This window comes from Helicobacter pylori SA213A, from assembly GCF_000476275.1.
In the GTDB taxonomy this organism is placed as follows: Bacteria; Campylobacterota; Campylobacteria; order Campylobacterales; family Helicobacteraceae; genus Helicobacter; species Helicobacter pylori_CL.
Genome location: NZ_CBOM010000022.1, coordinates 1 through 22,343 on the forward strand (window position 1 = coordinate 1; position 22,343 = coordinate 22,343).

16 protein-coding genes and 2 pseudogenes are annotated in these 22,343 nt (G+C 39.1%); 3 read left to right on the top strand and 15 right to left on the bottom strand.

Translation table 11 applies throughout. The features are described 5' to 3' along the window. Positions 1-18: 18 nt before the first annotated feature. From QT74_RS06925 to mqnE, 15 genes and pseudogenes are all read right to left on the bottom strand, one after another. Positions 19-876 (bottom strand): P-loop NTPase fold protein, encoded by an 858-nt coding sequence (locus QT74_RS06925; RefSeq protein WP_229261617.1) that lies wholly within the window; start codon positions 874-876, stop codon positions 19-21. Then, a pseudogene (locus tag QT74_RS06930) lies at positions 873-5,106 on the bottom strand (type ISP restriction/modification enzyme). Before QT74_RS06930 ends, QT74_RS06925 begins: the two are co-directional and overlap by 4 nt. Before the next feature lie 76 nt (positions 5,107-5,182). Then, positions 5,183-6,472 (bottom strand): (Fe-S)-binding protein, encoded by a 1,290-nt coding sequence (locus tag QT74_RS06935; RefSeq protein ID WP_033618955.1) that lies wholly within the window; start codon positions 6,470-6,472, stop codon positions 5,183-5,185. Further along, a complete protein-coding gene (gene hemN / locus QT74_RS06940) occupies positions 6,469-7,842 on the bottom strand; it encodes an oxygen-independent coproporphyrinogen III oxidase (RefSeq protein ID WP_033765661.1) in 1,374 nt (457 codons plus the stop codon). The genes QT74_RS06935 and hemN overlap by 4 nt, the downstream gene beginning before the upstream one ends. Continuing rightward, the gene (locus tag QT74_RS06945) at positions 7,842-8,357 is read right to left on the bottom strand and encodes a DUF2603 domain-containing protein (protein WP_000413489.1); all 516 of its coding nucleotides are present in this window, start codon (positions 8,355-8,357) and stop codon (positions 7,842-7,844) included. Before QT74_RS06945 ends, hemN begins: the two co-directional genes overlap by 1 nt. A 36-nt stretch (positions 8,358-8,393) precedes the next feature. Beyond that, the gene (aroC, locus tag QT74_RS06950; protein ID WP_033765662.1) at positions 8,394-9,491 is read right to left on the bottom strand and encodes a chorismate synthase; all 1,098 of its coding nucleotides are present in this window, start codon (positions 9,489-9,491) and stop codon (positions 8,394-8,396) included. Further along, a complete protein-coding gene (rnc, locus tag QT74_RS06955; RefSeq protein WP_033765664.1) occupies positions 9,488-10,207 on the bottom strand; it encodes a ribonuclease III in 720 nt (239 codons plus the stop codon). The genes aroC and rnc overlap by 4 nt, the downstream gene beginning before the upstream one ends. An 11-nt stretch (positions 10,208-10,218) precedes the next feature. Beyond that, the gene (gene rnhA / locus QT74_RS06960; protein WP_033765666.1) at positions 10,219-10,650 is read right to left on the bottom strand and encodes a ribonuclease HI; all 432 of its coding nucleotides are present in this window, start codon (positions 10,648-10,650) and stop codon (positions 10,219-10,221) included. Next, positions 10,637-11,653: a hypothetical protein gene (locus QT74_RS06965; protein ID WP_033765670.1), complete on the bottom strand. Its 1,017-nt coding sequence runs from the start codon at positions 11,651-11,653 to the stop codon at positions 10,637-10,639. The genes rnhA and QT74_RS06965 overlap by 14 nt, the downstream gene beginning before the upstream one ends. Positions 11,654-11,663: 10 nt before the next feature. Beyond that, positions 11,664-12,926 carry a SurA N-terminal domain-containing protein gene (locus tag QT74_RS06970; protein ID WP_033765671.1) on the bottom strand — a complete coding sequence of 421 codons (1,263 nt, stop codon included), beginning with the start codon at positions 12,924-12,926 and terminating at the stop codon, positions 11,664-11,666. Then, positions 12,926-14,350, bottom strand: a complete 1,425-nt coding sequence (gene gatB, locus QT74_RS06975) for an Asp-tRNA(Asn)/Glu-tRNA(Gln) amidotransferase subunit GatB (RefSeq protein ID WP_033765672.1) — start codon at positions 14,348-14,350, stop codon at positions 12,926-12,928. Before gatB ends, QT74_RS06970 begins: the two co-directional genes overlap by 1 nt. After that, positions 14,350-15,651, bottom strand: a complete 1,302-nt coding sequence (locus tag QT74_RS06980) for a M16 family metallopeptidase (RefSeq protein ID WP_033765674.1) — start codon at positions 15,649-15,651, stop codon at positions 14,350-14,352. Before QT74_RS06980 ends, gatB begins: the two co-directional genes overlap by 1 nt. A gap of 5 nt (positions 15,652-15,656) precedes the next feature. Next, positions 15,657-16,718, bottom strand: a complete 1,062-nt coding sequence (locus QT74_RS06985) for a dehypoxanthine futalosine cyclase (protein WP_001876133.1) — start codon at positions 16,716-16,718, stop codon at positions 15,657-15,659. 1 nt (position 16,719) lies between these two features. Then, a complete protein-coding gene (bamA, locus tag QT74_RS06990; protein ID WP_080247210.1) occupies positions 16,720-19,470 on the bottom strand; it encodes an outer membrane protein assembly factor BamA in 2,751 nt (916 codons plus the stop codon). An 82-nt stretch (positions 19,471-19,552) separates the two neighbouring features. After that, entirely contained in the window at positions 19,553-20,635 is a 1,083-nt protein-coding gene (mqnE, locus tag QT74_RS06995) for an aminofutalosine synthase MqnE (protein WP_033765677.1), read from the bottom strand. 297 nt (positions 20,636-20,932) lie between these two features. Here mqnE and QT74_RS07000 point away from each other — a divergent pair, with 297 nt between their 5' ends. The 3 genes and pseudogenes from QT74_RS07000 to QT74_RS07010 all read left to right on the top strand — a co-directional run. Next, on the top strand, positions 20,933-21,436 hold the full coding sequence (locus QT74_RS07000; RefSeq protein WP_000949202.1) for a ferritin: 504 nt from the start codon (positions 20,933-20,935) through the stop codon (positions 21,434-21,436). Positions 21,437-21,450: 14 nt separating this feature from the next. Further along, positions 21,451-22,074, top strand: coding sequence for a phosphoserine phosphatase SerB (serB, locus tag QT74_RS07005; RefSeq protein WP_033765679.1), 624 nt, complete (start codon positions 21,451-21,453; stop codon positions 22,072-22,074). Positions 22,075-22,111: 37 nt separating this feature from the next. After that, positions 22,112-22,343, top strand: a pseudogene (locus QT74_RS07010) (glycosyltransferase family 10 domain-containing protein); the annotation flags it as partial.

The following is a 22,343-nucleotide window of genomic DNA, read 5'->3' on the forward strand; positions in this document are numbered from 1 at the left end:
AAATATTTATCATATAAATTAAAATATTATATATAATATTGAATATAGTAAATATTGGTATATTTTTTTAAAGTCATCATTTGGATATTCTTTTAGTTGCAATTCATCATATATATTATTTAATTTCTGAAATGTTCTAAGATTGATTGTGTTATCATCAATATTGAAAATATCTTTCATATAGGGATAAGCTTCAAAATCAGTTTTAATTGGATGATCGCCCATTACTTCAATTTGTTCTTTTGCATAAGGAGAAAAGTTAAAAATTCTGTCAAAAACTTTTTCACAATAAGCATCAAATATTTTTCTTTTTTGTTCATTCTGTGTCTCATCAGTAAAGAGCTTAAGGTTATTGTAAATCGCAATAACACAACACCCCTTATGTTCCTTGAGTTCAGAAATCAACCCCAAAATATCTTGCACTGGGATCTTATCAGATAGTCTTTCAAACTCATCAATGCACACAATGGTATTTTCCATATGCTCTTTTTTAAGCATTTTGAATAAAAAATCAACATTAACATTTATTTTTACTCCAAAATGCATGCTAAGAAATGAAAGTATCCCATTAATGATGTTTCTTATTGGATTAGTTTTTTGTTTTTCAGCGCTTAAAAATTGAGCGACTAGATCTTCAATGATCGCTTGCTCATCTTTTTTTCCAAAAACAGAGGTGTAAATGGGATTTTTTTTAAGTTCTTTTCTAATGAGTGGAGCTAATCCATTTTTCCATAAATAGGTTTTTCCTATCCCCCACTCCCCATTAATGGCAATAGCGACAGACTTATTTTGATTCTTGCTCTTTTTTAGAAGCTCAATAATCTTTTCTTTTAAGATTTCTCGCTCTTTAATTTCTATGATACTATTTTCGCTCACTCAAACCTCTTTTCGCTGATCTTTTCAATCAAATCCACGCTTTTTTCAGAGAGTTTGATGACCCTACAAAGGAGTTCAAAAACGTATTTGCCGCCGGCGTAATCGTTCGGGTTGTTTTCAATCAAGCTGTCTTTATCTTTAGTGATTGAATAGCGCTCAATCACCCAGTCAATCGCGCTTTTGCCATTCACCACATAGTCAAAGGCTTTTTTAGGGATTTTAGTGATAGCGATGTTGTTGTTATAGTTGATGCGATCCCCTTTTTTGGTCATTTTTTCCACATCATAATAGCCTTCCACTTCTGCGTTCATCAGTGTGGTGTATTCAACGCTATCATGCATTTCCCCGCTCTCATAGTTCAAATGCAACTCTCCTAATTCTTTACCAAGAATAGAGAGTTCCTTAAAATCCTGGCTCAAAGCGATACGTGGCGCTTCTTTGGCGAGGGAGTTTTTGTATTTTTTTAAATAGCCCTTATGGTGGAAAATCGCATAAATGTAATAAAAAATCTCTTCTTCAGCGATAGAGTTATCTCCATAATGCCTCCTGAACAGGTTGAGCGCATAGCCGCTGATAGCGTTATAGCGATTCCCTAGATCATCATAATAATACAAGGGATAAGCGTTGGCATCGCCTATAAAATGCGTATCAGGGATAGCGTCCCCTATAAGTGAGCTAAAATTCCTTGTTGTGGTATTAATCACCACATTCTGAGTGCTTTTATCTGGGAAAATTTTTTTCATTGAGCAAAAACTCCAAGCAAGCTCTCGCTCGTAGTAAAAATATTGTTTATTAAAAGGGCGATACAAACTAACAGAGATTTTTTCTTGCGAAAAATCATCGAGTTTTTTCCCTTTTATCAGTTGCGTTTTAAGATTTTGAACCCATGCGATTTTCGTTTTATCGGTGGTGATTTCTTTATCATTAAGGTGTTTGTAAAGATCGCCTGATTTGACGCCTTTAGCGCGTTGTTTGAAAGCTTCCCTAAAAACCTCATTGAAGCGCTTCAAATCAGCGTTATAAGTGTCAATGCATTTTTGCACCGATTGGGTTAAAATGTTTGGAGAAAAATTATACACCCAAGGATCACGACCGCTTACCACCCCATTAGAATTGAGATCAAAAATACTATCATTTTTGAGTTTTTTGTCTCTTTTTAAAGGGATGAGCTTTTCAAAATCGTCTTCTCTTTGGTTGATCCAATCGCCTTTATTATTCGGGGTAATTTCCTTAAAAGGCACCAAATCCAAATTTTCAAAACCAGCGAGCAAGTTGAGTTTGGCTTCTCTTTTCAAATAATCTCCCACTTCATAGTAAAAAATCGTATTATTAGGAACGCTACTATCTTTCACAAAAAAGACGATCGCTACCGTCGCCCTGGATCCGCTATCAAAGATTTTCCCTCCCTCTTTTTTTGACACTTCCCCTGAAGTGCGCTGATTGCCCCTCAAATTCAATACATAGAGATGCGAAAATTCTTGCGCCACGCATTTCCTGAACCCGTCCGCGCTTTTAGAGTCAATAAAACCCCCGTTCACCACAAAGCCTACCACCCCTTTATCTTTAACGACATCGCTCGCCATGCGTATGCTTTGAATGAGCACATCTCGTGTGGTTTTCCCCACTTTGGCGGTGGAATTTTTGCCGTATTTTTCATAAACTAATTTTTCAAGCTTTGGGTGGATGAGGTTTTGGTTGTTATCGTTTTCGCTTTTAGCGCCGGCTGAATAAGGCGGGTTGCCGATGATGACTCTAATGTTTTGCTTTTCCATAGTGTCTTTGATTTCTTTGTTTTCTTTCAAATCATAAAAGAACGGGATTACCCCCTTATCGTTTTTCTCCTCATAAATATCCAGGCTATCCGTGAGCGCGATGTTTTTGAAATTTTTTAACGAGCTGTCCCTATTTTGCGCAGCTTGGGTGATATTGATTAAAGCGATATAATAAGATAAAAGCACGATGTCAAAAGCGAACAAATTTTTTTGAAATTTCTCTTTTAGGGCTTCATCGCTAATGAGCGCGTTTTCTTTAGAAAGCAAACGAGCGATAAAACTCCCGGTGCCGGTGAATGGGTCAAAAATCGTGATGCTTTGATCGTTAAAATCCGTGTTGAAATGCTTTTTTGGGCTTGTTTGGGATCGGATTGCTCGGTTTTATCTTTTTTTGGCTCTTCGTCGTTGTGATTTTCTTCGCTATTATCATCGCTTCCAAAGATTTTGATTTTTTCTTTAAAAGTGGCTTCATCAACCAATCTAGAGTCATGGCTTCTTAAAGCTTTTAGCACTTTCCAAATGTTTTTAAAATTGGTGTTATTGATCGCTTCATTTAAGTTTTTGATTTCACTCTCTTCTAAAGCGATAGGCAAATGATATAGCCTCTTTTCTTGCCTTTGGCTTTTCGCATCACCCTACCCACCGCTTGGATAATATCCACCATCGCACTCTTGCCATCAAAAAAGACAATGCTATCAAGCGCCGGGACATCCACCCCTTCGCTCAAACACCTGGCGTTGCTTAAAACCTTACAAGTGTTTTGTTCGGGTTGGTTGAGTGTTTCTAATTTGTCTAGCCTTACCTTACAATTCATGGTGCCATCAATGTGATCGATGCTGATTTCTAGGTTTTTAAAACTCTTTTTCTTCAGCTCTTCATCATAGCATTCTATGATTGTTTGAAAAGAGTCTTTAATGTTCTTGCTCGTTTTGATGCTTTTGCAAAAGCTTATGGCTCTTTTAGAGGGAATGGTGTCTGTTTTGTCTTGCAAGTCGTTGTCTTCTTTGTTTTCATCGTCTAAAGCGATTAGATCCGACTTGGCTAACCCTTTATGCGTGCCGATGATTTTGCAAACAAATTCGTTATTGATGAGCTTTTTATCTAATTTAGTGCCTTCGGCGTTAAGCTGGCTAATCTTTTTATTCACGCTGTTAGTAACGCCGCTCAAGTTTTCTGATCGCACCGCTAAAATGATGACTTTGTAATCGGTGAGGAGATCTAAAGCGATCGCTTTTTCAAAATTGAGCGTATAAATCTCTTCGCCAAAAATCTCCGCATCGTCCATTGAATAGACAAGATTACCGCTCTCTTTGGCTTTAGTTTGAGAATCTTCGCTATAAACTTTGGGCGTGGCGGTCATATAAAGGCGTTGTTGAGCTTTGATATTCTCATCGCTATGGCAAAGCGTGAAAGCGTTTTTATCGTCCCTTTCATTGGTAGAAAACATAGCCCCTACCGTTCTGTGCACTTCATCGCAAATCATTAAATCTATCTTGTCTAACCCCCTTTCTTGCGCTTCTTTAATGCGTAATGCACTTTGGTAAGTTGAAAAGATAATGAAGCGCTTGTTTTCTTGTTTGGCTTTTTCATAAACGCTTAAAATGTCTTCAAGGCGAGTGGAGGGCTTTAAAGGGAGCTCAGAAAAATTAATATCGTCATTGTCTTCGTTCTTACTTTTCCCGACTTTATCATCGCTGCACACGATAGAAGCGTAAAACGGCTCGCTTTTTTCTTGCGCGTATTCTCTAAAAGTTTGAGAAAGTAAAGCGATGCTTGGCGCTAAAAAAAGCATGATTTTAGGCTCTAAACTTTCCATGATTTTTAAAGAAGTGTAGGTTTTGCCCGTCCCGCATGCCATAATGAGCTTGCCTCTAGCGTTTTTAGGGTTAGAAAAATACTCTTTGGTAGCGTTTATCGCTTCTTGTTGGTGAGGGCGCGGTCTTTTCTTATCGCACAAGGGGAGTTCGCCTTGAGTTTGTGCGGGATCAAATTTTTCCCAATCAATACGAGAATAGATAAAATCCTCTTCATTGATTTCATCAATATCAATACCCATTCCTGTGCTTCTGATTTGCTCAATGGCTTGTTGGGCGTTAGCACTTAAATTAGAAGTGGTGATGATGATTCCTTTTTTAAACCTAACCTCCCCTACCCCGCTTTGCAATTGAGTGAAAAAAGTCGCAAGCTCATTGAGTGAGACGCTGTCTTGATGGAATTTGCATTGCACGGCGATGTATTCTTTTGAAGTGGTTTGAATCACCATATCAATCCCGCAATCGCTCTTATTCCCCCTTAATTCCCAATCGCTCCAAAGCTCAATGGACTCGTATTCGTTAGCGCTATCATGCTCTTCTAAAAAACGCTTGCAAACCTTTTCAAACAAGCTCCCTTTAAGGCGTTGGTTGGGTATGGCTTGCAATTTTTCTTTAATGAGTTTGTAGGTATTGATTTCTGACATTTTCATTCCTTGTAGTGGCGTTAAAGTTCTGTATTATAATAAAAAAGATGTTGAAAAGTGGGGTTAAAAAGGCTTTTTATTCAGCGCTTTTTAAAGCCTTAGCGATGAGTTCTAGGGGGTGTAAAAAAGAGGGGGTGTTTGGGGCATCTAAAGATTTTAGAGCGTTATTGAGTTGCATATGGCATGCCCCGCATTCTGCACTCAAAATTCCAGCTTTGGTATCCATGATTTCTTTAGCCCTAAGAAGCCCCACTTTTGAAGAAAACTCTACCTTTTCGGTTTGCATGGTAATCCCCCCAAAGCCGCAACAATTATCCGGCATTTCCTTGATTTCATAATGCGAATTGAGCAAGTTTCGCACTTCTTTATGGGCGTTTAGGGTTTTTTTGGCATGGCAAGGGTTATGATAGGTGATCACTTCCTTTTTTTCATTAGGGGTTTTTTCTAAAAGATTTTTTAAAGGGGTGTGTTTCTCTAAAAACACGCTTGCAAGATAGATTTTAGGCGTGATTTTTTCCAAACGCTTCACATACAAATCCTTATCTTTTTCGCCTAAAAACACCTTGTAATAATCGTTAATGAGCATGCTAGCGCATGTGGCTTCAGGCACGATGATCGCATCCACTTCATTTAAATAGCTTTCAAACCATTCTATATTTTTTTTCACTAAAAAAAGCGTGGTTTCTTTATCGCCGGTAAAATACGCAGGAGCCGCGCAACATTCTTGTTTAGGAATGATCGCTTGAATGTTAAGTTTTTCTAAAATATACAACAAGCTCTCCCCTACTTGCTGGTAGTGGTAATTGCTCAAGCACCCTATAAAAATCGCCACTTTTTGAATGGGTTTTTCTAAAGGCTTAACCTCTGTGTGTTTTTGCAAAAAACTTTTTTGATTTAAAGGAGGCAGAGCGCTTTTTTTAAAGCGTTTGAATAAACCTTTAAACGCCACTCTAGGCTCTAAACTATCCCCTACTTGCTTGAAAGCGCAAGGGGCTAAAAAATGCGCCACCGAAAACACCCTATCCATTCTTTTGCGGTTTTTTAAAAGCGAAAAATAGGATTTTTTATACCATGCAATGCCATGCTTTTGAGCGATTTTTTCCCTGGCTTTTTCTATTAAAGTGTCTATGGGCAAATGAAAGGGGCAGGTTTCCACGCAAGCGGTGCATAAAAAACAAGTTTCTAAAAGGTGTTTTAAATTCGTGTCTAATTTAAGCTTGTTTTGAGCGTTTAAGCGCATCAAATCCAAAAAGCCCCTAGGCGAAGTCGCCTCATCTTTATGGATACGATAAATCGTGCAACCTGGCACGCATTTAGCGCATTTAACGCAAGCGTCCCCTACTTCTTCAAAAATATTTTCACTCATAGCGTTTTACTGAAATGTTTTTCGCCCCCACGCAAATACGCATCAAATTCCATGGCCATGTTTCTTACGAGCATGCCCCCTGTCCTTGTCATCTCAAAACCTTTAGCATTGAATGAAAGCAAGCCCGCTTCTTCATAAGGCTTTAATTTTTCTAATTCTTTTTTAAAATGCGCTTTAAAATCAATAGAAAATTTTTCTTCAATTTTAGAGTAATCCAATTTTAAATTGCTCATCATTTGCATGATCACTTCTTTCCTTAACACATCTTCTTTGGTTAGCGCTACGCCCCTTTCTACCGGTAAATGCCCCAAATCAAGAGCTTTTTCATAATTATGCAAATCTTTATAATTTTGCGTGTAATAATCGCCCCCTTCGCCAATGCTCGTAACGCCAATACCAATGGTTTGAGTGAATTTTTTCGTGGTATAGCCTTGAAAATTACGGCGCAATTCCGCCTTTTGAAGGGCTAAATACAATTCATTATCGCTTTTAGCGAAATGATCCATGCCTATCATTTGATAATTTGCTTTTTCTAAAAAACTAATCAAAGCCTCTAAAATCTCTAATTTGTCTTTAGGGCTTGGCAATAGGGTTTCATCAATTTTACGCATCGTTTTTTTCACCCAAGGCACATGCGCGTAATTAAACACCGCTAATCGGTCCGGATCCAATTTCAAAACCCACTCCAAAGTCTTTAAAAAACTCTCTTTAGTTTGGTTGGGTAAGCCATAAATCAAATCAAAATTAATGGATTTAATGCCATAATCTCTAGCGAGCTTCACCGCATCTTGAACCATTTCAAAAGGCTGGATCCGATGAATGGCTTTTTGGACTTCAAAATCAAAATCTTGCACCCCAAAACTCAAGCGGTTAAACCCTCTATCAAATAAGGTTTGCATATGCTCTTTAGTGAAATGCCTAGGGTCAATCTCACAACTCATTTCAATGTCTTGGCTGAAATTAGGGAAAACTTCTTGAATGCTTTGAGTGATCTCATCTAATTGAGCGGGCGAAAAAAAGGTTGGCGTGCCGCCGCCATAGTGGAATTGCGCCACTTCTCTGTTGGTATCCATGGCGTTTTTTAAAAGGGCGAGTTCTTTTTTAAGGTAGCTGATATAGCGGACTTTTTTCTCTTCTAAACTGGTGTAAATGACCGAACATGCGCAAAAATAACACGCACTCCTGCAAAAGGGCAAATGCGTATAAAGCGATAAGGGCATGGGGTTTTTGAGATGGTCATGGGAAAAAAGCGCTTTTTTCAAGCTCTCTTCGTTAAAATTTTCTTTAAACTCCACCGCTGTGGGGTAGCTGGTGTATCGTGGGCCGGGCTTAGAGTATTGTGAAAATTTTTCAAAATCAATGGTTTGCATTAAAAATTTTCCTCATCATTGCTGTCAAAATTTTCAAAATTATTTTCATTAAAAGGGGGTTGTTTGAACATGTTGTCAAAATTAAAAAACAAATTAGGGTGTTCTTTTTTGATTTGTTTGACAAAGTTTAAGGTGTTGATATTGGGTAAATTCCCATCTTTTTGGCGTAAATTTTCCAATAATTGCAAAGAAACTTCGCGCACGTCTTCAAAATCAATCGGTGCTTGAATGATAATATCCCTTTCTAATTCCGCTTTTAGCCTGGCTTCAAAAGCTTTTCTGGCGTTTTCTGCCAAAAGAGAGATCACATTATCTGGCACTAAAACATAATTTTTATCTTCTTCATCAGAAATAAAATAAGCTTCATTTTTTTTAAACGCCCCTTTTTCTAACTCTAAAAGCATTTCATTAGCGCTGATTTTTTTAAGCAAAGCTCTGTTTTTTTGGGTGGTAAGGCTATTAATAAGTTTTTGTGATTTGGTTTTAGAAACTCGTTTTTTAGGTAACTTTTCCATTTATATCCTTTTTAAGCTGATTGTATCCAATTTCGTTTAATTCTCATTATAAATCGTTTTTAAATACTCTATTTTTGAAGTCAAATTGAGTAATACCATATCGGCTAACACTAACGAGAGCAAACTCTCACACACCACGCTCCCTCTAATCGCAATGCAAGGATCATGCCTGCCTTTTAACAAGCATTCGCATTCATTACCCTTAATGTCTATGGTTGGTTGAGGTTGGAAAATGCTTGGCGTGGGTTTAAAATGCACTTTAACAATGATTTCTTCCCCATTGCTCATGCCCCCTAAAATCCCCCCACTACGATTGCTCAAAAACCCTTTTTGATCCATCAAATCATTATACTCTGAGCCTTTTAATAAAGAGCTTTCTACCCCTTTGCCAATTTCAACCGCTTTCACCCCGTTAAGCCCCATCATCGCTTCAGCGATTTTAGCGTCTAATTTAGCGTATAGCCCCTGGCCTAATCCAATGGGGAGTTTTTGATTTGTTTTTAAACTTCTCGCTCTAATCAAAGCCACCCCCCCTATGCTATCGTGGTTTTTAATGGCGTTTTGAATGGCTGTTTTTTGCGCTTCTTCTTGTTCTTTATCTAGGGCAAAAATCTCGCTTTCTAAAGCATGATTAAAATCGTAATTTTTGGCTTCAATGCCTCCAATTTTAACAATTCCGCTTTCACAAACAATACCAATTTCTTTTAAAAGCATTTTAGCAAACGCTCCGGCCGCCACTCTTATAGCGCTCTCTCTAGCCGAACTCCTCCCCCCACCCCTAAAATCCCTGATGCCGTATTTATAAAAATAAGTGAAATCCGCATGGCTAGGCCTAAAAAGGTTTTTAATGTTATCGTAATCCTTGCTCCTAGCCCTTTGGTTGTGGATTAAAAACCCTATAGGCGTCCCTGTGCTAAAATCTTCAAAAACCCCGCTTGTTATTTCCACTTTATCGTCTTCTTTTCGTGGCGTAATGAAAACATTCCTCCCCCCTTGGCGGCGCTTCATTTCATTTTCTAATAAGTCATAGTCTATTTTAATCCCGCTAGGCATGCCGTCTAATACCCCCCCTATCACATCCCCATGCGATTCCCCAAAAGTCGTGAGCCTTAAAAAACGCCCCAAAGTGTTCATTTGGCTTCCTTAAGTTTTTGAAGCGCATAATAAGCGCATTGCTGTTCGGCTTCTTTTTTGCTTTTGCCTTTAGCGGTCGCATACATTTTATCTTGAATGTATAGAGCCATTTCAAATTCTTTATGGTGATCGGGACCTTTTTCTTTGAGTAATTGGTAAGTGGGGATCACGCAAAATTGCGCTTGGGTCAATTCCTGTAAAGCGGTTTTATAGTCCATAAACAAATGCTCCAGATCCAAACGCTTGTAAGCGCGATTGAGTAAATTTTGTATGATTTTACGCACCTTAGCTAACCCTGCTTCTAAATACACCCCAGCCATTAAAGCCTCAAAAGCGCTTGATAAAATAGAGGGTTTTTCCCTCCCCTTAGAAATTTCTTCAGAAGAAGAGACGCGCAAATAATCCTGCAAAGCAATCGCTTTCGCTAATTTCGTAAAACCATGCGCGCTCACAATAGAAGCCCTTAATTTAGAGAGTTTCCCCTCATCGTATTGATAGAATTTATGGTATAGCAACTCCCCTATCACCAAACCCAACACCGCATCGCCCAAAAATTCCAAGCGCTCATTATTTAAAGCGAGCTTGCATGATTTATGCGTTAAAGCTTGCTCCAATAAACGCTTGTCTTTAAAAGAATACCCCAAAGCTTTTTCTAACATCGTATAAGAGTTATTAGGCGTTATGTAAGGGCTCTTTTGAGAGCGTTTGTTTTTCATCATTTTTCCCTTTAAATGGTCGTTTTTATCCGTTTTTGTGCCTCTAATTTAGCGAGGCTATCGCATCGTTCATTCTCGGCATGCCCATTATGCCCCTTGATCCAAACCGCCATGATCAAATGCCCTTTAGAGACTTTTAAAAATTCTTTCCATAAATCCACATTTTTGACTTTAGAAAAATTCTTTTTTTGCCAGTTAGCTAGCCACACATTGATCGCTTGGCACACGTATTGCGAATCGCTATAAAGCGTAATATGGCATGGGCGTTTCAAGATTTTTAACGCTTCATTGAGCGCTCTTAATTCCATGCGGTTATTCGTGGTGAAATTTTCGCCCCCACTGATGATTTTTTCTTTATCTTTATAGCGTAAAATCGCCGCATACCCGCCTGGCCCGGGATTACCCAAAGAAGAGCCATCGCAAAAAATTTCAATTTCTTGCATTCAATCCACCCCCATAGCTTTCTTTAGAAATTTTAAGCACCATATCCATAAACGCTAACTGATAACACACAGGGCACCTATGGCTTTCAAAAGGAAAGATTTGTTTGCAATGCTTGCAGCGGTATTCAAAAGTCAGACGCGCTTTTATAGGGCTATTTAATAGAGCGCGTAAAACCTCTAATTCAAAAATTTGGCAAGGTTTGTTGTCCAAAAGCAGCCCTTGAGATCGCGCGATGTCTTGCAAAAGGGCGTGTTTTTCTAAAATAAAAGCAGGGATATTCATATCCCATAAAAGATCGATCACATTTTCTAGCCGTTCGGTTGCATCAATTTCTTGCCAAAAAAGCTTTTCATCATAAGATTTTAAATAATTTAAAGCGATTTTTTTCAAATCTAACGACGCTTTTGAAACATGCAAGATTTTAGCCGCATCTTCCTTATTCTCTATTAAATGCATGAGATAAAGGTAATTTTTAATCGTTTCAATTTCAACCACTTCTAATTCTTCCAAACATTCCAAAGTTTCTAAAGCCTTTGAATAGTCTTTTTCTAATTCATACGCATGCAAAAGTTTCAACAACGCTTCCACATTCCTTGGGGAAAAGCGCAAAATTTCTTTCACGGTGTCCTTTGTTTTTTGCAAATACCCCACGCTAAAATAATTTTCAGCTAATAAATCTAAAACAGCGATTTTTTCTTCATCTTTTAAGGAACGATTCAAAAGCCCTTTTAAGATTCCAATACTCATTTCCACATCCGCCTTAGAATATGATCTGGCTAAAAACATCAAACTGGAAATTTTGGCATGCTTTAAAAGCTCGTCTAAATTCTCACTGCTCGCATAGGTGTTTTGATTTTGGGCGAATTTTTGTAAAAATTTTTTGTTTCTCTTTCGGGTAAAATACGCTCTAGCCTGTTCTAATAAAATCACAAGAGCGATAATGAAAGTGAATAAAGCGATAGAAAATAAAGAATCTTTATAGAGGAAATTGAAGTGTTGCACAATCTAAAAATCACTCTCTAATCATCACAATCCTAGACTTAACGCGCAATTTTTCAAAATGCTCTTCTAAAATCTTATCTTTAGATTCTTCCACTAATTTTTGGGCGATGAATTGCTTGGCCTGACTGAAGCTCACTTCATTTTTACCCTTTTTTTCCTTGATATAAAAGGTGATGAACTGCCCCCCACCCCCATTCATAACGGGCGTGAAAGAGCCTTCTTCATGCGAAATAAAGACTTGAGCGATTTGAGGGTTTAGGGTTTTCATCTCTATTTTTTCATTGGCCTTACTCACCCCTGGAATTTCCAAATTAGGATCTGCCATAGCCCTTTCTAAATCTTCTTGACTCGTTGAAGTGTAGCGCACGGTTTCTATTTCAGTGGGGATACTGAATTGTTCCTTGTGTTTGTTGTAATATTCGCGCATTTTGGTTTCAGAGCTGGTATCCACATTGGTGAGTAAGATATTACGCAACAATTCTTGCATTTCTAAATGCTCCTTAAGCTGATCTCTATAGAGTTTATAATGCCCCTCAGCCATAAGCATTTGTTTGAAATGATCCAAATCCATGCCTTGCTGTTGCGCCATCATCGCCATTTCTTGGTCTAGCTTGTCATCATCTACATGGATTTTTAAGCGTTCAATTTCTTGGTTTTTAATGCGCTCCGCAATCAAACGATCCCTGGCTTGAGCTTTGCTCACTTTAGATTTTTTTTGCTCTTCTTGGATTTGATACAGCGTGATAGGCGATCCATTAACGAGTAAAGAAATGCCCCCTACGACCTTATCTTCAAGGGTGTTGTTGGCAGCGTTATTAGGATTACCAAAAATAGAATTGAATTGAGAGCTAGGGCTTGTTCCCTTATTTTTTTCAAGAATTTGAGGGGTTGTCTCTTTTTCTTCAAGTTTTGGCACGTTATTTTGAACGCCTTGATTTTGCGTGCCTTGATTTTGAACCCCTTTAGCACCCTCTTTGATTTTAGAAGGCGTTATTTTTTGAGTAGGATTTTTGGCATCCCCATGATGGACTTCTGCTCTGGGCTTTCTTTTGGCTTTTGTTTCTTTCTTTTCTTCGGTGTTTTTCTTTTCTTCTTTTTTATTCTTCAAATCCTTATTCTTCAAATCCTTATTCTTTATCTCTTGGCGGATTTTTTTATCCAAAGAAGACTCTTGCTTCCTCCCTTCTAAGGCTTCCACTTTAGATTCCGGCTCTGCATAAACGATCCCAATAAACAACAGAGCCTTCAAAACATAAGAAAAAATTTTCCTCATCAATCCAATTTCTCTTTCAAAATAGCATTCACCACGCTAGGATTAGCGCCTTTTAAATTTTTCATCGCCTGCCCCACAAAAAACCCAAAAAGCTTGTCCTTACCGCTTTTGTATTCAAGCACCTTATCAGCGTTGTTTTTAAGCACCTCTTCTATCACTTTAACAATCGCTTCTGTGTCATTGACTTGAGATAGGCCCATTTGTTCAATGAGCGCATCCACATCGCCCCCTTGCTCTTCTAAAAGCTTGTCTAACACATCTTTAGCGCTCTTGCCCGAAATCTTGCCCTCATCAATGCGTTTGGCTAAAGCGCCTAACATGTGAGCGCTAACTCCGCAATTTTCTAAAGTAACTTCAGCTTTCAAGCGCCCTAATAATTCCACGCAAAGCCATGTTACGCTCGTTTTAGCCTTAACCCCAAGATTGAGCATGCTTTCAAAATACTCCGCCAATAAAGGATCGCTCACCAATAAATTCGCATCGTCTTCTTTAAGGTTAAAATCTTTCATGTAGCGGGTTTTTTTTGCGCTAGGCAATTCATTGATCTTTTGAGCTTCTTTTAAAAGTTTCTCATCAATAAAAACAGGATACAAATCCGGATCTTTAAAATAGCGGTAATCCGCTGACTCTTCTTTATTGCGCATAGAAAGGGTGATCCCTTTGGCGGTGTCAAAAAGGCGCGTTTCTTGAACCACCTCTTCATTATAGCGCCCGTTCTCCCACGCCGCGCTTTGGCGCTCTATCTCGTATTCAATCGCTTTAGCGATGAATCTAAAGCTATTTAGGTTTTTAATCTCCACCCTCGTGTAAAGCTTTTCATCGCCTTTGGGCCTGATGGATACGTTCGCATCGCACCTGAAATTCCCCTCTTGCATGTTCGCATCAGAAATCCCTATAAAACGCACGATAGCATGGAGCTTTTTCAAATACGCTATGGCTTCTTCACTATTTTTCATGTCCGGCTTGCTGACAATTTCTAATAAAGGGGTGCAAGCGCGGTTCAAATCCACTAAAGAATAACTGCCCTCATGGATATTTTTACCAGCGTCTTCTTCCATGTGGGCTCTTTCAATACGCACGATTTTTGCGCCGTCTTTAGTGTCAATCTCTAATTTCCCATCGCTCACAATGGGGACTTCAAACTGCGAAATTTGATAAGCCTTAGGCAAATCAGGGTAAAAGTAATTTTTCCTCGCAAAAATAGAATGTTGGTTGATGTTAGCTTCAATGGCTGTGCCTAATTGGATGGCTTTTTTAACCACTTCTTTATTCAATACCGGTAAAGCTCCCGGTAAGCCCAAACACACAGGGCAGGTGTTAGAATTGGGGGTTTCTCCAAAGCTTGTAGAGCAAGAGCAAAAGATTTTGGTTTTGGTGTTGAGTTGGACATGGACTTCTAGCCCGATTACAGCTTCAAATGGCATTATTTGTCCTTACTCTTTTTATTGCTCACAATGGCAAAAGTTAAGTCGTTGATTTCGGTGTGGGCTTTAATGAAATCATTGATTTCTTTCAAACTCATTTTTTGGATTTGATTGAGCAGCGTTTGGTTGAAATTTAAAGGCAAACCTAAATAAAAATAATTGTAAGTGGTGTTTAGGCGGCTAGAGATCGTTTCATTCCTTAAAGGCTCAGAGCCTAGTAAAAACTTTTTAGCGTCGTCTAATTCTTGTTGCGTCATGCCTTTTTCTATAAATTCCTTAACGATTTTTTTAACTAAAGCAACGCTTTTAGCTTGAGTGCTGAGCTTGGTTTGCAAATACCCGCTAGCAAAATGCGCCACTTTAGAAAAATTGGAGCGGATATACACGCTATAAGCTAATCCCTCTTGAACCCTGATTTTTTCCATCAAACGAGAGCCAAACCCCCCACCAAGCACAAACATCATGACTTTAGATTTCGCTAAATCCTGTTTTAGATCCTTGATTTTAAAGGGTGCGCCAAAATACACGAAAGCCTGTTCAGTGTCTTTATAGAGAATTTTTTCGCTCTTTTGATCGCTCGTTTCAAAATAAGGCTCTTCATACGCTTTACCTTGCGGCAAGAAATTAAGAGCGTTATTCAAACGCTTAAGGGTTTGATCGATTTTCAAATCGCCCCCAAGCACCACCACGAGCTTATTGAGTTCAAAGACCTTAGAAAATTGCTGTTTCAAATCCTCTAGCTTGATTTTTTGGAGGCTCTCTTTAGTGCCTAAAGCTGCGTTAGCTAAAGGGGTGTTAGCAAAAAGCTCTTGCTTTAAAGTCAATTTAGCCAAATAGTCAAAATCGCTTTCTTTTTGTAAAAGCGCGGCCAACATTTGGGTTTTGACTTTTTCTAAAGCGTTTTGCGTGAAATTAGGGGATTTCAAAAGTTCTTTTAAGCGCATGATAGCTTCATCTTCGTATTCTTTTAAAAATTCTAAAGTGATTTGCAAATCTTCTGTGCTGGTATCCACATTCAAACTGATCGCTTTTTGCTCTAAAAGTTGCGCAAATCCTACCGCACCAAGCTCTTTAGTGCCTTCGTTTAAAACTTGCGCGAATAGTTTTGCCAAACCCAACTGGTTTTTATCGCTTAAACTCCCACCCCCTCTAAAAGCTAAATGGATAAACCCCATAGGCAACAAATGGTTTTCTTCATAAATCACAGGGACTTTAGCTTGATTGATTTCTTGGTGTGTCAAAGCGCTCGCTTGTAACCCCATAAAAACTCCTAATAATAAAGTGATTAAAAATTTTTTCATGCTCTTTATACCTTTGCTTTAGCCGGATAACGCTTTAAGATTTCATAGGCGGTGTTTCGTTTAGCCGCCACGCTCCCAATGTCTTCAATAAGCTCTATCATTTCCGCTTCATTCATGCAAAAACTCGTTCCGGCCGCTTTCACTACATTTTCTTCCATCATCACACTCCCTAAATCATTCGCTCCAAACAATAAGGCTAACTGCCCTATCATAGAGCCTTGAGTAACCCATGAGCTTTGTATGTTTTGAATGTTATCTAAAAAAATCCTACTGCATGCCAAATAGCGTAAATACCGATTGGAACTCGCTTTTTTAATACTTGGGATTTCTTCTTTTAAGGGGGTGTTGTTGGGCTGAAAACTCCATAAAATAAAAGCCCTAAAGCCACCGGTTTCATCTTGCAAATCGCGCACTCTTTGCAAATGCTCCACTACATCTTCTTCATTATCCACGCTCCCAAACATCATGGTAGCCGTGCTTTTAATCCCGCAAAGATGGGCCATTCTATGCACTTCAATCCACCGATCACTGCTCAATTTTTTAGGAGCAATGACATCGCGCACCCTATCGCTTAGTATTTCTGCTCCCGCTCCTGGAATGGAGCTTAACCCAGCGTTTTTCAACCTTTCTAAAACTTCTTTTAAAGACAATTTAGAGATTTTAGAAATGTAATCAATTTCAACCGCGCTAAAACCATGAATGGTGATGGTGGGGAATTTTTGAGCGATATGGCTGACTAGATTCTCATAATAATCAATCTTTAGCTGCGGGTGCACCCCTCCTTGAAAAAGGATCTGCGTGCCGCCAATAGCGAGTAATTCTTCAATCTTTTGATCAATTTCTTCATAGCTCAACACATAGGCGTCTTTTTCTTTTAAGGTGCGTTTGAACGCGCAAAACTTGCAATCCACAAAACAAATATTGGTGTAATTGATATTCCTATCCACAATAAAAGTCGTCAAGTTTTCAGGGTGCAAGCGTTGCTTCACTCTCAAAGCTCTTTGCCCCAATTCTTTCAAGGGCGCGTTTTTCATTAAATCCAAAATTTCTTCTCTGTTGATGCGCATTTTAAAACCTTGTCCCCATAGAAAATTCAAAGTGTTGCGTGTAATCGTCCATGTTAGGGTTGAAGCATAGCCCTTTACATTTCTTGCCATTGCCATCGCCCCATTGGTTGAAAAACGCTATAGGGAAAATCAACACCAAAGGCCCCATGGGCGAAATCCATTCAATCTGTAAGCCTGTAGAAGCCCTCCAAGTCGCCCTTTCAAACCCAGCCCCTATCACGCCATAATCTTTAAAATTCGCTGTCGTGAAGGGAGCGTTATAGAAGAAACTCCCCCTAGTTGGGGTTTTAAAGGTTAAGAAACCAAAGTCAAAAAACCACGCTAAGCGCATTTTAGCCGCTTTCAACACCCCATAGCTCAATTCAGTAGAAGCGGTGAAAATCCCATCGCCTCCAAGCCACAAGCCAAACTCATCTTTAGGCGTAACCGATCCGTTCCTAAAGCCTCTCACCGTGGTTACGCCCCCCATGTAGAAGGTGGAGTTTAAGGGCAAGTAATCATCGGTGTTATACCTAAAGATATAACCCCCTTGCGTTTTAAAGCGAGCGATCAAATCTATCAATAAATATTTTTGCAAATGGTGGTAAGCGGCGAATTTACCATAGACTTTAGTGTTACGGACATTCCCGCCTAACCCGTTCCACGAATTGAGCGTGCCAGAGCTTGGCAAGCCAGACATTGTCGCATAGGAATTAAAGATAACCCCATTTCTAGGGAAATAATAATCATCGGTGTTGTCATAGCTCACATCAAGGGTGAAAGAGCTGGTGATAGGCGTGTGGTAATCCCTATCCCAAATACCTTTTATTTCTGGTGAAGTGGTAATCGCTCCAGGACTAGAACAACTTTCAGGCTGTAAGGGGGTTTTACCGCCTGATAAGCGGTTGATAATCACCGATGCAGGGGTAGAACATTGCCTTGGAGAAACCACTTCATTAACAGAGGAATAGTAGCGGTTGTATAAAGGGCTGCTGAAACCAAGGAGTTTGGTAACATTCAAGTTATACCCTAAGCTCACATGGGTTCTGTTACCCAGCATGCGCCCGACATTCACGCCAAAGCCCCCGCCTTGCTGAATATATTGATAGCTTATCCTATAATCCGCATAAAGATTGATCGTAGAGCTATACCAGCTGTCAAAAATCCTTGGATTAGTCAAGCTCAAATTCCCGGCAAACATACGCCCCGCTCCTTTTGGCATGCCCGGATAAGATCTACCCCCCCCTGTAGCGATGTTAGCATACAAGCTCATGCTTTGCCCTGTACCAAAAAGGTTTCTTTCGCTCACGCTCCCATTAAGCATAAGCCCTCCATAAGAGCCATAGCCTAACCCAAATTGCAACTGCCCGGTGCGCCCCTCTTCTACGCTCACTAACAAATCCATAAGCGAGCTATTCACCCTTTTTTCTTCAATTTTGACTTTAGAGAAGAATCCTAAACGCCTTAAAGAATTTTCAGAATTTCTCAGTTTGGTCAAGTTGTATTTATCCTTAGGCCCTAGTAACAATTCCCTTCTGATGATCCTATCGCTCGTGCGCTGGTTCCCTGAAATGATGACATCATTGATATACACCATATCGCCCACTTCAATACGATAAATGACTTTCACAAGCCCGTTTTTTTCATCTTTATCCAAGTCTGGCTTCACCACCGCAAACGCATAACCCTTATCGGCGATTTCGGTTTTTAAAATTTGTGCATCCGCTCTTAAATGCTCAATATTAAAGACATCTTTCCTTTTAACTTTAAGGGCTTTTTCTAAGGTTTTTAAGGGGACTACCGGGTTGTCAATCTCTATTAAAATGTCTGAAATCCTGTATTGGATCCCCTCTTTGACTTTATAATGAAGCTTAGCGTCATGGGTAGAAAAATCCGTTTTCAAAAAAGGCGAAGAAATGTGAGCGTCCAAATAACCCCTACGCATATACACATCTTGGATACGCATAGAATCGTATTCTAATTGATCTAAACGCAATTTCCCGTCATTCAAGCCCCACATCCAGCCCATGAAATCTCTTTGCTTGTTCGCGCTCAAAGATTCAATCATGCGGCGTTTTAATTTCGCGCTTCCCTCATAAATGGATTGTTTGATATAAATACTATCCCCCCTATTCACATCAAACACAATCAATAATGCGCCCTCACTGACCTTTTCTGTGCGCACCTCCACCACGCTCCCATAATAGCCCTGCCCCTCTAAAGCTGTTTTTAAAGCCGTTTTAGCATGCTCTAATTTTTGCTCATCAAAGGTGTCGCCCTTTTTGATCCCCATTTGGGATTTTAAGCCGTCTTTTTCCTTTTCAGTCCCATAACCCTTGATTTCTACCCCGGCAATCCTAGCTTTTTCATCAAAATGAAACTCTAATATACCGCTTTCAAAAGTGGCATAAACGTCTTTAAAATACCCTTGATTGAACAAAGCCAAAACAGCGGTGTCTATTTTTTTAGAATCCACCATATCGCCCACACGAATTTTTACAATCTCATTAGCGAGCATGTCAGACATGTAAGAAAGCCCGACATAAGAAATGGACTTGACTTTCATTTCTTTAGGCGTTTGATTGGATTGGGGGGTTTCTTTTTGAGCTTCATTTCTTTGAACTTCATTTTTTGGAGCCTCATTTCTTTGAGATTCTTGAGAGGCTTCTTTTGGAGGAGTCAAATCGTTTGGTTTAGAGCCGTCATTTTCTAAAGCTTCAACGCTGGTATTGATACATGCGAAAACAAGAGAGGATAGAATTAATTTTTTAATACTGATTTCCTTAATAGATTTTAGCTTGAGTGTTGTTAGTAGCGTTATTATAACTAATCATTCTTAAAAACGCTAAAAATTATTAAAATTTTTGTATAAAATTATACAAACTATCCCTTTCTACCGCAACAAAACCAGCGTCCTTGATTTTAAATATCAAATCTTCTTTTTCTAAACCATGCCGGCTCTTCGCGCCTGCTGCGCTTTGAATGCTCTCTATCTCTATCGTGCCGTCTAAATCGTTAGCACCAAATTCTTGAGCCACTAAAGCCAAATTCAAGCCCAAAGTCGCCCAATAAGCTTTAATGTGGGGGATATTGTTTAAAAGAATGCGAGATATGGCGATGGTTTTTAAGATTTCTATCGCGCTGGGGGATTTTTCCACATTCAAATAATTGTTTTCTTTTTGATACAACAAGGGGATAAAAGCGTTAAAACCCCCTTCTTTGTTCTCTACTTGATTTTTAGGGCTTTGGATTTTTTTGATTCTTAGCATGTGATCGATGCGATGGATTTTATTTTCAATATGCCCAAAAAGCATGGTAGCGTTACTCATTTTGCCTAATTTGTGCCAATAAGCATGGATTTCTAACCACCGAGAAGATCCCACCTTGCCATTACAGATTTTACGCCTAATTTCTTCATCAAAAATCTCCGCCCCCCCGCCAGGCATGGAATCCACCCCGGCTTTGAGCATGTCTTCTAGCACCAATTCAAAAGGTTTGTTGAATTTAGTGCTTAAAAAATGCACTTCTGCGGCGGTCATGGCCTTTAAATGCAAGTTAGGCATTTCTTGTTTGATGGTTTCAAACACCTTTAAATACCACTCATAAGAGTAATTAGGGTTATGAGCGCTCACGATATGGACTTCTTTAATCCCCTTGTTGTAGGAGTTTTTAACCTTTTCTAGGATTTCTTCTAAGCTCATTTCATAAGGGTTGGGGTTTTTTCTGTGGGCTGAAAAAGCGCAAAATTTGCAAGCGTCTGCGCAAATATTACTAGGGTTTAAATGCCTATTGACATTAAAATACACGATTTTTTGGTGCATGTTCTGGCGCATGCGATCCGCTGCTTCCCCTAGCGTGTATAAATCATAATCATAAAGCCTGACTAATTCTTTACTTTCAGTAACTTGATTGTCTAATACTTTTTCTAAAAAGTCCATGGTTAAATTGCCCTTTCGTTTTAAAGATAAACATTGTAGCATTTTTAGATTTAAGAATGCTTTTTATATAATATATAAAAATATCCCCTTTTAACCCCCTAGTTGATACCAACCCCTTTTTTTACCTAATTCTCATTAAATAGATTTTTATGATAAAATCTAAGCTTTATCAAGCCATTAGCCGGTGTTCTTTCTCATTTTTATAAATTTTTAAAAATTTTCATACTCCTGTTTAATTTTTCATTATCATTTATGCTATAATTATAGGACAACTTAAACCAACACAAAGGAGATACTATGTTATCAAAAGACATCATTAAGTTGCTAAACGAACAAGTGAATAAGGAAATGAACTCTTCCAACTTGTATATGAGCATGAGTTCTTGGTGCTATACCCATAGCTTAGATGGCGCGGGGCTTTTCTTGTTTGACCATGCGGCTGAAGAATACGAGCATGCCAAAAAGCTTATCGTCTTCTTGAATGAAAACAATGTGCCTGTGCAATTGACTAGCATCAGCGCGCCTGAGCATAAGTTTGAAGGTTTGACTCAAATTTTCCAAAAAGCCTATGAACATGAGCAACACATCAGCGAGTCTATTAATAATATCGTTGATCACGCCATAAAAGGCAAAGATCATGCGACTTTCAATTTCTTGCAATGGTATGTGTCTGAACAGCATGAAGAAGAAGTGCTTTTCAAGGATATTTTGGATAAAATTGAGTTGATTGGTAATGAAAACCATGGCTTGTATTTGGCTGATCAGTATGTCAAAGGGATCGCTAAAAGCAGGAAATCTTAATTTTAGGGTATTGGGTGCAAAAACTAGCCGTTTTTGATTTTGACTCCACGCTAGTCAATGCTGAGACGATTGAGTCTTTAGCGAGGGCGTGGGGGGTGTTTGATGAAGTGAAAAAGATCACTTCGCAAGCCATGAATGGCGAGACGGATTTTCATAAGAGTCTTATTTTAAGGGTTTCTAAACTCAAAAACATGCCCTTAAAACTAGCCAAAGAAGTTTGTGAAAGTCTGCCTTTATTTGAGGGGGCGTTTGAACTCATTAACGCCTTAAAAGAGAAAAATTACAAAGTGGTTTGCTTTAGCGGGGGCTTTGATCTAGCGACGAATCATTATAGGGATTTATTGCATTTAGATGCGGCTTTCAGTAACACGCTGATCGTGGAAAATAACGCCTTAAACGGCTTGGTTACTGGGCATATGATGTTTTCACATTCTAAGGGCGAAATGCTTCTCGCCTTACAACGCTTATTGAATATCAGTAAAGATCGCACTTTAGTCGTGGGCGATGGAGCGAATGACTTGAGCATGTTCAAGCATGCCCGCATTAAAATCGCTTTCAACGCTAAAGAAATTTTAAAACAGCACGCCACGCATTGCATCAATGAGCCTGATTTAGCCCTAATCAAGCCTTTGATTTAAAAAAATTTTTTTGTAAAATTCCTTTAAAAGGATAACCATGTTTCAGCCCCTATTAGACGCCTTCATAGAAAGCGCTTCCATTGAAAAAATGGCCTCTAAATCTCCCCCCCTAAAAATCGCTGTGGCGAATTGGTGGGGAGATGAAGAGGTTAAAGAATTTAAAAAGAGTGCTCTGTATTTCATCTTAAGCCAACGCTACACAATCGCCCTCCACCGAAACCCTGATAAACCTGCGGACATCGTTTTTGGTAACCCCCTTGGATCAGCCA